Annotated in this window: 12 protein-coding genes; 3 read left to right on the forward strand and 9 right to left on the reverse strand. The window is 57.8% G+C overall.

Annotated features, from left to right (window positions below):
* Positions 1-326: 326 nt before the first annotated feature.
* The 5 genes from AC0T4W_RS23275 to AC0T4W_RS23295 form a co-directional block, all read right to left on the reverse strand.
* Positions 327-1,346 (reverse strand): IS110 family RNA-guided transposase, encoded by a 1,020-nt coding sequence (locus AC0T4W_RS23275; RefSeq protein WP_476319515.1) that lies wholly within the window; start codon positions 1,344-1,346, stop codon positions 327-329.
* A gap of 39 nt (positions 1,347-1,385) precedes the next feature.
* Entirely contained in the window at positions 1,386-2,651 is a 1,266-nt protein-coding gene (locus AC0T4W_RS23280) for a restriction endonuclease subunit S (RefSeq protein ID WP_476323375.1), read from the reverse strand.
* On the reverse strand, positions 2,644-4,155 hold the full coding sequence (locus AC0T4W_RS23285; protein ID WP_476323378.1) for a type I restriction-modification system subunit M: 1,512 nt from the start codon (positions 4,153-4,155) through the stop codon (positions 2,644-2,646). Before AC0T4W_RS23285 ends, AC0T4W_RS23280 begins: the two co-directional genes overlap by 8 nt.
* Positions 4,156-4,856: 701 nt before the next feature.
* On the reverse strand, positions 4,857-5,024 hold the full coding sequence (locus AC0T4W_RS23290) for a hypothetical protein (protein ID WP_476323381.1): 168 nt from the start codon (positions 5,022-5,024) through the stop codon (positions 4,857-4,859).
* Positions 5,021-5,746 carry a zeta toxin family protein gene (locus AC0T4W_RS23295; RefSeq protein ID WP_476323384.1) on the reverse strand — a complete coding sequence of 242 codons (726 nt, stop codon included), beginning with the start codon at positions 5,744-5,746 and terminating at the stop codon, positions 5,021-5,023. The genes AC0T4W_RS23290 and AC0T4W_RS23295 overlap by 4 nt, the downstream gene beginning before the upstream one ends.
* Before the next feature lie 356 nt (positions 5,747-6,102).
* Here AC0T4W_RS23295 and AC0T4W_RS23300 point away from each other — a divergent pair, with 356 nt between their 5' ends.
* The 3 genes from AC0T4W_RS23300 (at position 6,103) to AC0T4W_RS23310 (ending at position 7,642) form a co-directional block, all read left to right on the forward strand.
* A complete protein-coding gene (locus AC0T4W_RS23300; protein WP_476323387.1) occupies positions 6,103-6,315 on the forward strand; it encodes a hypothetical protein in 213 nt (70 codons plus the stop codon).
* A gap of 575 nt (positions 6,316-6,890) precedes the next feature.
* Positions 6,891-7,340 carry a hypothetical protein gene (locus tag AC0T4W_RS23305; RefSeq protein WP_476323390.1) on the forward strand — a complete coding sequence of 150 codons (450 nt, stop codon included), beginning with the start codon at positions 6,891-6,893 and terminating at the stop codon, positions 7,338-7,340.
* 11 nt (positions 7,341-7,351) lie between these two features.
* On the forward strand, positions 7,352-7,642 hold the full coding sequence (locus AC0T4W_RS23310) for a hypothetical protein (RefSeq protein ID WP_476323393.1): 291 nt from the start codon (positions 7,352-7,354) through the stop codon (positions 7,640-7,642).
* Between the two features lie 159 nt (positions 7,643-7,801).
* Here AC0T4W_RS23310 and istB read toward each other — a convergent pair whose 3' ends face one another.
* From istB to AC0T4W_RS23330, 4 genes are all read right to left on the reverse strand, one after another.
* On the reverse strand, positions 7,802-8,557 hold the full coding sequence (gene istB / locus AC0T4W_RS23315; protein WP_476316371.1) for an IS21-like element helper ATPase IstB: 756 nt from the start codon (positions 8,555-8,557) through the stop codon (positions 7,802-7,804).
* Positions 8,558-8,573: 16 nt separating this feature from the next.
* Complete coding sequence (istA, locus tag AC0T4W_RS23320; RefSeq protein ID WP_476314783.1) at positions 8,574-10,094, reverse strand: IS21 family transposase; 1,521 nt, start codon at positions 10,092-10,094, stop codon at positions 8,574-8,576.
* Positions 10,095-10,782: 688 nt separating this feature from the next.
* On the reverse strand, positions 10,783-12,138 hold the full coding sequence (locus tag AC0T4W_RS23325; protein ID WP_476315485.1) for an IS1182 family transposase: 1,356 nt from the start codon (positions 12,136-12,138) through the stop codon (positions 10,783-10,785).
* Positions 12,139-12,198: 60 nt separating this feature from the next.
* Positions 12,199-12,492 (reverse strand): hypothetical protein, encoded by a 294-nt coding sequence (locus tag AC0T4W_RS23330; protein ID WP_476323396.1) that lies wholly within the window; start codon positions 12,490-12,492, stop codon positions 12,199-12,201.
* Between the last annotated feature and the right edge of the window lie 40 nt (positions 12,493-12,532).

Here is a 12,532-nt window from a genome sequence, read left to right on the forward strand (position 1 = left end):
TGAATGCCGAAAGCCCGCCGGGAGCGGGCGCGGCCTAACCCATATATGGACTCCTCCCGTTTTGCCAGTGAAATACACATCCAACGAACCTAGGTACGACTGCTTCCGTATATCCGGCTTCTGATAAGGCGTTGGGTGCCTTGAGCCATGATGAATATCCGCTCATGTGTTCCTGATCGCCCTAGCGGCCTTGGTTTACAGAGGGCCTGTGGGTAAAGCAGGTTTTACACATGCCGGCTCGACCGGTTCGTCATCACTGCATGTCACTGTGCAATCGTGGTGGATCTTCTACGGTGTCACTTCATTCCAGCTTGGGTACTTCAGGTTTACGCCTCAGCAGGTTGATAGTCTTCCCCCTTGCTGAGGATCGCCCAGATGATCCGGGCATTCTTGTTCGCCAGGGCGACCGTGGCGATATTTGTGTTGCGTCGACACTGCAACTGCTGCAGCCAGGTGCTGCGTCGATCCGTCTTTTCCTTACAGGTCTTCAGCACCGCACGAGCGCCATGGACCAATAACGTGCGCAGGTAACAGTCACCCTTTTTGCTGATGTGCCCCAGACGCTCTTTGCCGCCACTTGAATGCTGGCTCGGCACTAATCCCAGCCAGGCCGCGAACTGTCTGCCCGAACTGAACTGCCGTGCATCACCCACTGCAGACACCACGGCAGTCGCGCTGATCGGGCCAACGCCCTCCACCTGCAGCAAACGCTGGACACGCTCATCCGTCTTAACCTGACGGTGAAGCATGCTGTCCAACTGTTTGACTCGCTCATCCTGTCCCTGCAGCTCATCACGCAATAACTCGAGCATTTCGTGCAGCTCGCCCGGTAATGTCTGGTGTTCGTCCAGCGCCTGCTGCAGCAACGCGCGGGTGGCCGCTATTCCCTGGCGACTCGCCACCAAACCGAACTCGCCAAGCAGGCCACGTATCTCGTTAACCAACGCTGTACGCGCCCTGATTAACCGGCTTCTGATCCGGTGCACCGACTGCCCAGCTTGCTGCTCGGCACTCTTCACCGCGACATAACGCATCGTGGGTCGGCTGGCAGCCTCGCAAATCGCCTCCGCGTCGTTGGCGTCGTTCTTACCACTCTTGACGTAGGGTTTGACGAACTGCGGCGCAATCAACCGCACTTCATGCCCCAACTTGCCCAGCTCGCGCGCCCAGTAATGCGAACTACCACAGGCCTCCATCGCCACCAAGCACGGCTCTTGTTGGCGGAAAAAATCCAGCATCTGTGAACGCTTGAGCTGCTTACGGCACTTCACCTGCTCGTGGCTATCGACGCCATGAACTTGAAAAACCTGTTTTGCCAAATCGATGCCGATTCGCTTAAGTTTCATGGTGACTCCTCCCTTCGTGGCTGTTTGGTTGTGACAACCTCAGTCTGGCGCATAGACGCCGTAGGAGGGAGGAGTCCATCTCATTGCCCTACGAATCTGCGGCTCCTCTTCCAGCTCGTCGTCCAGTCGCACCCGGCGCTGGCCGGTGAGCAGTTGTTGCATCAGGGCTTTTTTCTCAAGTATCAGGCAGGCAAGTTGTTTTTGCTGCGCGCTTATTGTTGCATCGCAGTTATTCAATGCCCTGGCGATGGCGGCCTGCTCTTTATAATCCGGGCAATACATTAAGAGGTTTGCTACATCAGAGGAGTTAATTGCCGGGTAGTTCGATCCTACTACCAAGGTGTTTATCTGTTCGGTTATATGCGGGCTGAATATGTAGTGGTAAACGTAGTCGCCACAGATACCTTCCTTGGGCGTAAGCACTGAAAAGCCCGTGGAGGCCACAAAGCCATTGTGTTGCTTTTTTACTTTAGCGAACCCTCGAAGGTTAGGTCTCACCGTTGCTAGTAAAATATCTCCGGCGCTGATGAGGCGTCTTGCTCTGCTTGGTGCATCTTTAAATTTGTGTGATTCGAGATCGTAAGAAATATTTCCGGAATTAACGTCGGACAGGGAAATATATTTGAACTCAAAGTCTTCTGGAGTTTTGCTTCCCAAACTCTTGCTATCAATATCGAGAAGCTCTGAAAAGTGTTGGAGTCTAAAGTGTCCTGAAAAGCCAAGGAGGCGTTTTCTTCCCGTCAGCAACTGCTGCATTAGTGCTTGCTTCTGCTGCTGGCTATTGGCAAGTAGGCGCTCGGTGGTGGTGATGGCTTTGTCCCAGGTGGAAAGGATCTGGGCGATCTGGATCTGTTCATGATGTGGAGGCACAAGCAGCTTCTGGCCTTCGATGTCACCCTTGGATACGTGCAAAAGTGTTGCCTTGAATCCGTGGGCCTTGCCTTCTATCTCAAATGTCAGCCGCTTCAGTGAGTAGTAGAGCCAGTCCTTATCTACTGCGTCTCTTGGTGTCGTGCGGAAAATATGCTGATTAAGCACACCTTGTGGACCCGTCCAGATGAAGGGGCCAAAGGAAACGCCTTTTGTTCCTGCCCAGGCAAATAGAATTTCTCCAGGTGAAATAAGCCAGCTGGGTTTTGGCTTTCCGGAGAAATAGTTGAAGTCTTTGCTGCCATTCAGGTTTTGAATGCGGATGATTGGCAAACCGGTGTCACGCCATTCACTGGGTTTGAAACCGTTGCCATTTTGTAGCGTGCAAACATCTTTGACGGTTTTTTCTTGCCAGCCAGCGGGCAGATTATTCATAACCCAGCTCCCGCAAATACCCATCCATCTCCCGCTTTAACTCCACCAACTCCCGCTCCAACCTCTCACGCTCGGCCTTGATCGCCAGCAGATCAATCTCGCCCTCAGTCTCAAAGGTATCCACATAGCGCGGGATATTGAGGTTGTAGTCATTATCGCGGATGGCTTGCAGGCTAACGCATTCGGCGTAGCGGCTCTGGTGCTGGCGGGCGCGGTAGGCGCTGACGATGCGTTCCAACTGCTGGGGGCCGAGTTGGTTCTGGTTTTTGCCGGCCATAAAGTCGCGGGAGGCGTCGATAAAGATCACGTCTTCGCTGCTTTTGCTTTTGCGAAACAGCAGAATCGCCGCCGGGATGCCGGTGCCGAAGAACAGTTTTTCCGGCAGGCCGATGACGGCATCCAGCAGGTTTTCCTCGATCAGCGCCTGGCGGATCTTGCCTTCACTGCCGCCACGGAACAGCACGCCGTGGGGCACCACTACGCCCATACGGCCCGTACCGGGTTTAAGGGTTTCGATCATATGCAGGATAAAGGCGTAGTCGCCCTTGGTTTTCGGCGGGATGCCGCGCTGGAAGCGGCCGAACTTGTCGTGCTCGGCCTGTTCGACGCCCCATTTCTCCAGGGAGAAGGGCGGGTTGGCGGTCACCACATCGAAGTGCATTAGGCCGCCGCTGGCATCCAGCAGCTGCGGGTGGCGGATGCTGTCGCCCCAACGCAGGTCGTGGTTTTCTTCGCCGTGCAGAAACAGGTTCATCTTGGCCAGGGCCCAGGTGGCACCGATGGATTCCTGGCCAAACAGGGCGTAGTTGCGCGAGCCGGTCTTCTCCAGCACCTTGCGCCCGCATTTCATCAGCAACGAGGCCGAGCCGCAGGCTGGGTCGCAAATCTGCTCGCCGGGCTGCGGGTCGAGCAGTTCGGCGAGCAAATCGCTGACCTGGGCCGGGGTGTAGAACTCGCCGGCGGTTTTGCCGGCACCGGCGGCAAAGCGCGAAATCAGAAATTCGTAGGCGTTGCCGATAATGTCCTGGCTGCCGATGCGCGAGGGGCGCAGGTTCATGTCCGCCTGGGCGAAGTCTTCGAGCAGGTGGCGCAGCAGGTTGTTTTTGCTTTTTTCTTCGCCGAGCTTGTTGGCGTTAAAGCTGATGTCCTGGAACACGCCGCGCAGCTTGGCGCTGTTGGCGTCTTCGATGGCGTGCAGGGCTTCGTCGATGCGCTCGCCGTTGCCGGGCAGGTGGCGTTTGTCATGCAGGCTGTAGAAGTTGGCCTGCTCGGGCAGCACAAAGCGCTCGGTCTTCATCATGGCGGCGATCAGCGCCGGCTCGTTGCCGTACTTGGCTTGGTAGCCCTCGTAGTGGTCCTGCCAGACGTCGCTCAGGTACTTCAAGAACAGCATGGTCAGCACGTAGTTCTTGTAGTCGCTGGCATCCACGCTGCCCCGGAAGGTGTCGCACGACTTCCAGATGATGGCGTTGATTTCGTCCTGGCTGATGGGGCTATGGCTCATGGGCTTCTTCTTGGCTGAATCAGGGTTGGCGGACGGCGAGTGCGGTATCGCGCTGGGTGCGGCGGCTGATCTGGCGGGCGGGTGAACCGTCAAGGATTACTTGATTGTTGCCGGGCTCGGTGCGTGGTGGTCGGCCATGCGGCGCATGGGCAGGCCAATAAGCAACTGGGCGAATGCCCGTTGGGACGGGGTGCGTGTGGTCGCTGCTAGGGGGCGTCAGGGCATACATGGCAGCGGGCGTCCCTGGTGGCTGACGGTGCTGAACACGGCGGCGAGCGGTGTCGCCGGTTTGCTGCAGATAGCTTTCTGTAGATAAAGAAAAGGCCCACATCGCTGTGAGCCTTTCTCTGTATTTGGTGCCCGGGGACGGAATCGAACCGCCGACACTGGGATTTTCAATTACAGAACAATCAAGCGTGTCCAGCTTAGGTTATCCGTCATGGGCGTTCGTGACAAGTCTTAAGGCCTTGTAAATACAGGGTGTTAAGCGGGTTTTGGCAAATTTATCAGGTCTTGATCAGTGTACCTGCAGAGCACCTTCGCGAAGACGGCTCTGTACTGGCTGGGTACCTGAGAAGAGGAGCGAGGAGGTGCTGTCCCCGTCAGTCATTCAGGTTGCTTGCGATGCATGAAGCGCTCTGAGTAGTTATTTGATTTCTAGAAACTCAAAGCCCCGCATCGGCGGGGCTTTGAGGGTTGGATTAGGCTCTTGATGCTTGTGCGGCAGTCAATACTTCATTTTGTCGCTTTGTTGCCTCAGTTAGCACTGTGTTGTACACCCGCTTTTTTTCTTCAGACTTGGCGTTGCGGATGAAGTCAGCAAAGGGGCTCTTGGCACCCTTACGGGATGCTAGCTTAAGAGTAATCATGGGTTCGCTCCGTCGTTCAAGCCCAGTTTAGCACTGAGGTCTTTCCTACTGTAGTTCTCAGGTATGTGGTAGTCGATTTTGTCTACCCCAGCCTTGTAGAGGCGGCTGGAGTTATCAAGATGCTTCAGTAACAGGTCCACGTGTACCTCTTTGCCGAACTCTAGCTTAAGAGCATTCACAACGTCACGCGCGGCAAAGTATTGATCGACGAAATGCTCGGGACGAATTCGTCTGCCTTCGGCTTCTTCGCGGGCCTGGACGAATTGCCAGGCCAGTAGCGGGTCTTGATAAACGTATAACACCTGGACGTATCTGCCTTTCCGCAAAGACCTGCGGATGTTGTCCCTAGCCTTTTCCAGGTTTGCCAAGGTCCCATCGAGCAGGAATGACTGCCGGTTATCGAATGCAAGATCGATGATTTTCTCGACTAGGATCGAAACAGCGGCTTGAAAGAGCCAGGCGTTTCCACCGGTATACCCTGGGAGCTCGGATCGGAGCTCGTCAGGATCGATTCGTAGGGGTGGAGAGTCGCTGAAAAAATTCAGGAGTTCCAGGGAGGCCTCTGTCTTCCCCGCGCCGGGCGAGCCTGCCATGAAAACTGATACTGGCTCCTCCTCAGGTGCGTGGATCGCTTTGTCGGTCAGCCGCTTCGCGATGACCTTTTTGTGGGCTCTCGCAAATGCGATTGCCTCGTTTTGAATCCGTTGCTCAGCAGGCGTCATAGGGCACGTTTTATCCAATCACGGGCGTCCGCAATCTTGGAGATGCTAGCCATCTATTGGGGATTTGACACTAGAAGTCCGGTGTCTGTCATCGCACAGGGGGCTTCTGCCTTCGATGTAGGCACGTTCGCTCGGAAAGGGAGCTGAGTGCTCGGCAGATTTAATCCATCGATAGTCACCAGATTTGTTCACTTAGGCACTGTTATTAGATGTAGGTAAATAACTAATCTGAGGTGACAAGTGGACGAGACAATACCCGACCTACAACTGGCTGCGCAAAGTAGCCCGATATCAAAACTAGCTTATCGGCCGATCTATTGGGTTTCTGGTCAGGCTCTGCTGCGGGGCGATCGGTTATGAGATTCCGCAAAGTTGCACCAACCAAAAAGCAGTGGCACGTCATCGCTCGATATGTTGGCGAGCGACGCTCCAAGCAACCCGCTTACGAGATTCACCACCTTAAGCTTGAATTTCGTGGCTACAGTTACATCGTCTATGTGCTTCTGGGCATGCAAGGGTTCCACAGTCTGGCCGAGGCAAAAGCTTGGGTTTCAGAAAATCAGCAGTGAATCGGTCAAGATTGCCTGTAGTGGCACGCATGCTCGCGTTGAAAAATTGAGCTCCGCAAACATGGAGCTTTCTAACGTGATACCTCTAGTCCCGCCTTACGTCAGCGCTGAGCTGATTGCGTATCTCGACACCCAACTAATTAGTTTGCAGTGTTGCTCTGTCCACGTAGCCCCAGGCCCCCGATTGGTTGGGCTCAGCTGGGAATTGCCTGATTTCGTGCCCCTGAAACATCCCGAGCTGAGTTCTTACTTGCAAGCTGAGCTCATTGCCCAGCGTGTCAACGCTCTGCAGTGCAGTAGCGATTACGAGCGTTCGCAGATCGTTGCTGCCAAGGCAGTACGGTGATGAGCATTGTGCGTAGATGTTTGCTGGCTCGGGCAGCCGTTTGCCTACACGTTGCAGATGAGCGGCTCCACCTGGTTCCGCAGGTGGTTGAGCTGCATGGACAAGTGCGCGAGCAACAGCGCGATTTTGGCGAGTGGGCACCATTGAGCGATGCGCTGCGCATTTGGTGGCGTGCGCACTGTATCGAGCGCAGCGTGCATCACGCCATTCGAGCGGAGGCTTGCCGCCGATGATGCATGATGAATTTGATGATGTAGATCTGCGCTACCTGCAGTGTGAGGATTTCATACCGGGTGCGTTGAAGAACTGGAGTCTGCCGGTAAATCCGTTCACCGCGCGCATGTCGGCAAACCTCCGGCCAGGTTTCTCTTTGCAGTTGGATTTACCAACCCTTGTTGATGTGCTCGGTGGTGCCGCTCATGCCAGGCCTGGCAGTGTCATCAATGTCAGCCTGCAGTTGCAGGGCGAGCAGGCGCAAATGGTGGTCTGCTCCATCGAGCAAGGCATGCCATCCATTTGTGCAGATGACGCCGGAAGCCTACTGCCGGCACTGCAATGGTATCGCGCTCAGGGCGAGACATGGCTGCATGTTTCAGTGATTACCCCTTCGCTTTTTTGGTTGCCGCTGCATCTACTGGCACGCAGTTTGTTGGATGAACCTGTTGGCTCCAATCATTGATGGAGGTAGGTATGTCTCATTCAACCAATGTTGTTCAACACCCGTTGTTCGTTGGCTTCTCAGCCTATGCGTGCGTACATCTGATGCTCTTTTCCCTGGTCGGGATGCTGGGGTTGCCGCTGCCTGCACTCTGGTGGGCAACCCTTGCTCTTATTCCTTCATGGATGCTTTTTCGTCGGCTGGAGTGGCTCGGTCATTCCGATCTGGCGCAGTTGGTTGGCATTCAAGCCGTTACCTTCGCCGGTAGCGTGTTGGGTATACATGCCCGCGATTTGTTCTGCCTCTCGCAAGCCCTGATATAAGCCGTGGCCAGATGATCAAGGAGAGCAGTCTATGAAGGTATTTAAAGCGCTATGTGCGGATTCCACGCCATTCGGACACTCAGCCCACGCTGATCCGGACACCTGTTCCACGGTCATCCGGACAGGCAGTCGGAGCGCAGCGACGCAGGATATGCATTGTTAGTCTGAGGTGCCCGGCGTCGTCAATTTCTTCGCCCGCCTGCGCATCGACTCTCCCTTCAGGTTGATCCGGTAGGCGTTGTGCACCAGGCGGTCGAGGATGGCGTCGGCCAGGGTCGGATCGCCGATCAGTTCGTGCCAGTTGTCCACCGGCATCTGACTGGTCACGATGGTTGAGCGTTGGCCGTAGCGGTCGTCCAGCAGCTCCAGCATGTCGCGGCGCTGTTCGTTGGTGAACGGTGCCAGGCCCCAGTCATCGAGGATCAGCAGGTCGGTCTTGGCGTAGCTGCTCATCAGCTTGACGAAGCGGCCGTCGCCATGTGCCAGGCCCAGTTCTTCCAGCAGCCGTGGCAGGCGCAGATAGCGCACGCTGCAGCCGTCCCGGCAGGCCTGGTGGGCCAGGGCGCAGGCCAGCCAGGTTTTGCCGACGCCGGTGGGGCCGCCGATGATCAGGTTGAGGCCGTCGCGCAGCCACTGGCCGCTGCGCAGTTGCAGGATCAGCGCCTTGTCCAGCCCGCGCGGGGCGCGGTAGTCGATGTCTTCGAGGCAGGCGTTGTGCTTGAGCCGGGCCTGGCGTAGGCGGTTGCTCAGGCGCTTGTCGTCGCGCTCGGTCAGCTCGCGATCGACCAACAGGCCGAGGCGTTCTTCGAAGCTCAGGCTGTCGATGTCGGGTGTTTTCAGTTGCTCGGCGAGGGCTTTGAGCATGCCGTGCAGGCGCAGGGTTTGCAGCTTGTCTAGGGTCGGGTGAGGCAGCATGGTGGGATTCCTTTGTTCAGTGGTAGTAGCCGGGGCCGCGCAGGTTGGCGTGGTCGTCCGGTAGTAGGGGTAGGTTCTGTTGAGCCAGCGGCAGGTTTTCCAGGCCTTGGCGCAGAATCGATTCGAGGCTTTTGTAGCTACAGGCACCGAGGCTTAGGGCGCGCTGGCAGGCGGCTTCCAGCCGTTCTTCGCCGTGGTGCTTGCCCAGGCGCAGGATGCCCAGGCAAGCGCGGTAGCCATGCTGCGGATGCACGCGCCGTTCGAGGATGTGGCTGATTACGCCGGCGGTGTTCGGGCCGGTCTGCTCGGCCCAGCGGATAAGCCGTTGAGGCGTCCACTCGGCATGCTCGCGATGGCTCTTGGGCATGTGCTCGGTCTGCGTGCTGTGCCGGCCTTTGTGCAGGGAGCGTACGTGGCTGGCCACCCGCTGGTTGGCGTGGAAGCACTCCACGGTGCGGGCCGTCAGGCGCACCTCCAGCTGCTTCTTCACCAGCTGGTAGGGCACCGAGTAGTAATGCCCGTCAACCTCGACGTGGTAGTCGATGTGCACCCGCGCCTTCTTCCACTCGGCATAGACGTAGGGCTGCTCCGGCAACGGGCGCAGAGCCGGGCGATCCAGGCTGGCGAAGGCCGACTGCCGGGAGCCCGGCAGCTTCTTGAACGGCCGTTGGTTGAGCCGCTCCAGCAGCACGGCGATGGCCGTGTTGAGCTCGTCCAGGGAGAAGAACTGGCGATGGCGCAAGGCGGCGAGGATCCAGCGCTCGACCACCTGCACGCCGACCTCGGCCTTGGCCTTGTCGCGGGGCTTACGCGCCCGCGCCGGCACCACCGCCACGCCATAGTGCTCGGCCAAGTCGCGGTAGCTGGGGTTGATGTCCGGTTCGTAGCGATGGGCCTTGCTCACCGCACTGCGCAGGTTGTCCGGCACCACGATCTCCGGCACCCCGCCGAGGAAGGCGAAGCAACGGGCATGGGAGCCCAGCCAGTCGGGCAACTGCTGCGACCAGGTGGCCTCGGCGAAGGTGTAGCTGGAGGCACCGAGCACCGCGACGAACACCTGCGCCTGACGAATCTCGCCGCTGTGACGGTCGATCACCGGCACCGTCTGGCCGGCATAGTCGACAAACAGCTTCTCGCCGACGCGATGCTCCTGGCGCATCACCACATCCAGTTTGCCCTGCCAGGCCCGGTAGTGGTCGCAGAACCAGCTGTACTGGAAGCCCTGTGGCTGGCCCAGCCGATACTCCTGCCAGAGCAGTGCCAGGGTCACGCCTGGTCGGCGCAGCTCGGCATGCACCCAGGCCCAGTCGGGAGTTGGTCGTTGCTCAGAGGGTACCGCCGGCGGTGGCGGGAACAGGCGCCGCTCCAGCTCTGCGTCGGACAACTCAGTAGGGAGCGGCCAGGAGAGGCCGCAGGCCGTGAATCGGCAAAGGTAATCACCGGCACTGCTGTGACCTATGCCCAGACTGCGGGAGATCTTACGGACAGACAGCCCGCAATCGAACTTGAGGCGCAACACTTCACGGATTTTACGCATGGATAAACGCTCCACGACGACCTCTCTGCTTCGAAAAAGAGGCCAATGGTAGTGAATAAATCCTGCGTAGCTGCCTGCCAGAAAGTGTCCGGATGGCTGTGGAATCAGTGTCCGGATGCTCGTGGAATGGGTGTCCGGATCAGCGTGGAATCACTGTCCGGATGTGCGTGGAATGGGTGTCCGAGTCAGCGCGGAATCCGCACTGTAAGCGCGCGCGGCTTCGAGTAGCTTGCTTTCTTCCCGTACTTCCAGCCGTCGATTGCGTCCTTTCCCGGCTTTGGGTTTTCGTACTCCGCCCACTGGATTAATCGTCAGTCCGATGTGCCATTCCCGGATAGCAGTGGTGAACAAATGGCTCAGTAGGGCAAGTTCATGTAGCACGGTGCTGTTGCTGACCTTTCCCTTGGGTTTTGACAGGTGGGATTTGGTCTGGGTGTCTTCATTGAGGCGCTTGTCGCGGTAGCTCGCGATAACGTCTGGCGTAAGGGCTGCGAGTGAGTAGTCGCCGAGAATTCGGACTAGGAGCCTGTCGGACTTAACCCGAAAAGGAATGACAGCGCGGGTTTAGGTCTTTGATTGCTCGGGGTCGTTCTTTCTAAGCATCCGAGTTGACTATCGCGAACCCAGGCGGTCCGTTCGTGCACCTGAGCAGCTGCCTGGACGCGGGTGGGCGTACTTTTCGGCCGCGTTACATCGCGCGTAGCACATGCAAACGCTTGATGTTCCAGGCCATGGTCACCAGGCTCCATTCGCCCTGGGCGTTGGCCAGGCCGCGCATGCTCATCTGCCGCCAGCCCATCACTCGCTTGATGATGCCAAACACCGGTTCGACCGTCTGTTTGCGTAGCCTGTACAGCGCTCGACCTTCTTGCGTGCTCAGTCGGTGAGCCATCTGTTCGACTGGGTTACTCGTCTGTGGTAGCGGCGAGTCGGTGGCAAAGCGCTCCAGTACCGGGGTGTGGTGCGACTCGCGTTTGAGCGCCAGAAGCGGTTCGACCTTGGCTTCGTGGCAGGCGCTCACGTTGGCCTGGCTGAAGAAGCCGCTGTCCGCAATCAGGCTTTTCACCTCGCCTAATTCGGCGGGCAAGGTGGCTATGCGCTGTAGCGTGGGAACCACTTCGCGCTTGTCGTTGCAGGCCTGGGTTACATGCTGTGTGACCACCAGCATCGTCTCGGTGTCGACCCCGGCTTGAGCGTTATAGCTCTGCTCGAAGCCGCCACCGGAGACGGGCATGATGCGTGACTCTTCATCGGTCAGATTGACTTGATCGCTGTCTTTGGGGCCCGCTGCGGGCGGTTCTGGATCCTTGCCGCGTGGTTTCTTTCCAGCCTTGCGCTGGGCCTCACGCTTGGCCGTCTTGGCCTCGAATTGCTGTTGCTCAATGGCGTGTCGCTCAGCTGCACGTTGCTCGATCTTCGCTTTGGCCTGGGCTATCGCGCTGAGCCGATCTTCGCGCCGGGCAATCTCCGCCGGCACATCCATGCCATCGGGTACGGCGGCGCAGTCGCTGTTCTCGGCCAGCGCCAGCAACTGCTGGACCTCCTGGCGTAACTGCGCCTCGATCTTGTTGGCGTGCGCCCAGGACAAGGCCTTGTGCTTACTGGCGTTGGCCTCGATCTTGGTGCCGTCGAGAGCGATATGACCGAGCTTGAGCAGCTTCATCTCGCGCGCCAGCATCAGCACCTGGACGAACAGCGATTCAACCTGCTGCCGGAAACGTCGACGGAACGTAGCCAAGGTGTCGTGATCGGGGTGGGTGTTGGCCGCCAGATAACGGAACGCTACCGAGTCATAGGTCGCGCGTTCGATCTTGCGGCTGGAGTGCACGCCATTGGCGTAGCCGTATATCAGCAGCCCCAGGAGCACGGCCGGATGGTGGGCAGCTGAACCCCGCCCCGCATACTGCCCAGTCAGCTCGCTCAAATCGAGTTGCTCGATGACCTCGACCACGAACCGCGCCAAGTGATCCGCCGGCAACCACTCGTTCACCGAAGGCGGTAGTAAATACGCAGTGTCTCGGTCAGCAAGGACAAAACGGCTCATCAGCGGGGCTCTCGATTGCAGGGCCTTGATTGTCGCGAATACTTTCAGCGCAAGGAAGAGTCAGAAAGTCCGACAGGCTCCTAGGGGCTTAGATTTAGTTTTCTCCGATGTCTGTGTTGACAGGCTCTTGCTGGTCGATACCTCTGCCAGATAGCGCACCATTGCTTGCCTTAGCGTGGTCTTTTCAGATGCTGCCCGCTGAATGTAGATGCGCCTAGCCATCTCATCCTCAACACCCTTTGCCCAGTCCTCGGCGGCCTTCTTCAAGCGGAAGGTCTTGCTAACGGTCGGGTAGCCCATGCGGCGTATCACGGCTTTCCAGGTTTTCGATTTGGTGCCTACGATTGTTGCCATTGCTGTCTCCTTCTCAATATGAACGAGAGCAGCCAGCTAG

The organism is Pseudomonas sp. C7.1, from assembly GCF_056312395.1.

Coding starts and splice junctions, on each gene's coding strand:
- AC0T4W_RS23330 (WP_476323396.1), bottom strand. CDS start 12,492: ATGGCAACAATCGTAGGCACCAAATCGAAAACCTGGAAAGCCGTGATA.
- AC0T4W_RS23280 (WP_476323375.1), bottom strand. CDS start 2,651: ATGAATAATCTGCCCGCTGGCTGGCAAGAAAAAACCGTCAAAGATGTT.
- istB (WP_476316371.1), bottom strand. CDS start 8,557: ATGCTGCCTCACCCGACCCTAGACAAGCTGCAAACCCTGCGCCTGCAC.
- AC0T4W_RS23300 (WP_476323387.1), top strand. CDS start 6,103: ATGAGATTCCGCAAAGTTGCACCAACCAAAAAGCAGTGGCACGTCATC.
- AC0T4W_RS23310 (WP_476323393.1), top strand. CDS start 7,352: ATGTCTCATTCAACCAATGTTGTTCAACACCCGTTGTTCGTTGGCTTC.
- istA (WP_476314783.1), bottom strand. CDS start 10,094: ATGCGTAAAATCCGTGAAGTGTTGCGCCTCAAGTTCGATTGCGGGCTG.
- AC0T4W_RS23325 (WP_476315485.1), bottom strand. CDS start 12,138: ATGAGCCGTTTTGTCCTTGCTGACCGAGACACTGCGTATTTACTACCG.
- AC0T4W_RS23295 (WP_476323384.1), bottom strand. CDS start 5,746: ATGACGCCTGCTGAGCAACGGATTCAAAACGAGGCAATCGCATTTGCG.
- AC0T4W_RS23275 (WP_476319515.1), bottom strand. CDS start 1,346: ATGAAACTTAAGCGAATCGGCATCGATTTGGCAAAACAGGTTTTTCAA.
- AC0T4W_RS23290 (WP_476323381.1), bottom strand. CDS start 5,024: ATGATTACTCTTAAGCTAGCATCCCGTAAGGGTGCCAAGAGCCCCTTT.
- AC0T4W_RS23285 (WP_476323378.1), bottom strand. CDS start 4,155: ATGAGCCATAGCCCCATCAGCCAGGACGAAATCAACGCCATCATCTGG.
- AC0T4W_RS23305 (WP_476323390.1), top strand. CDS start 6,891: ATGATGCATGATGAATTTGATGATGTAGATCTGCGCTACCTGCAGTGT.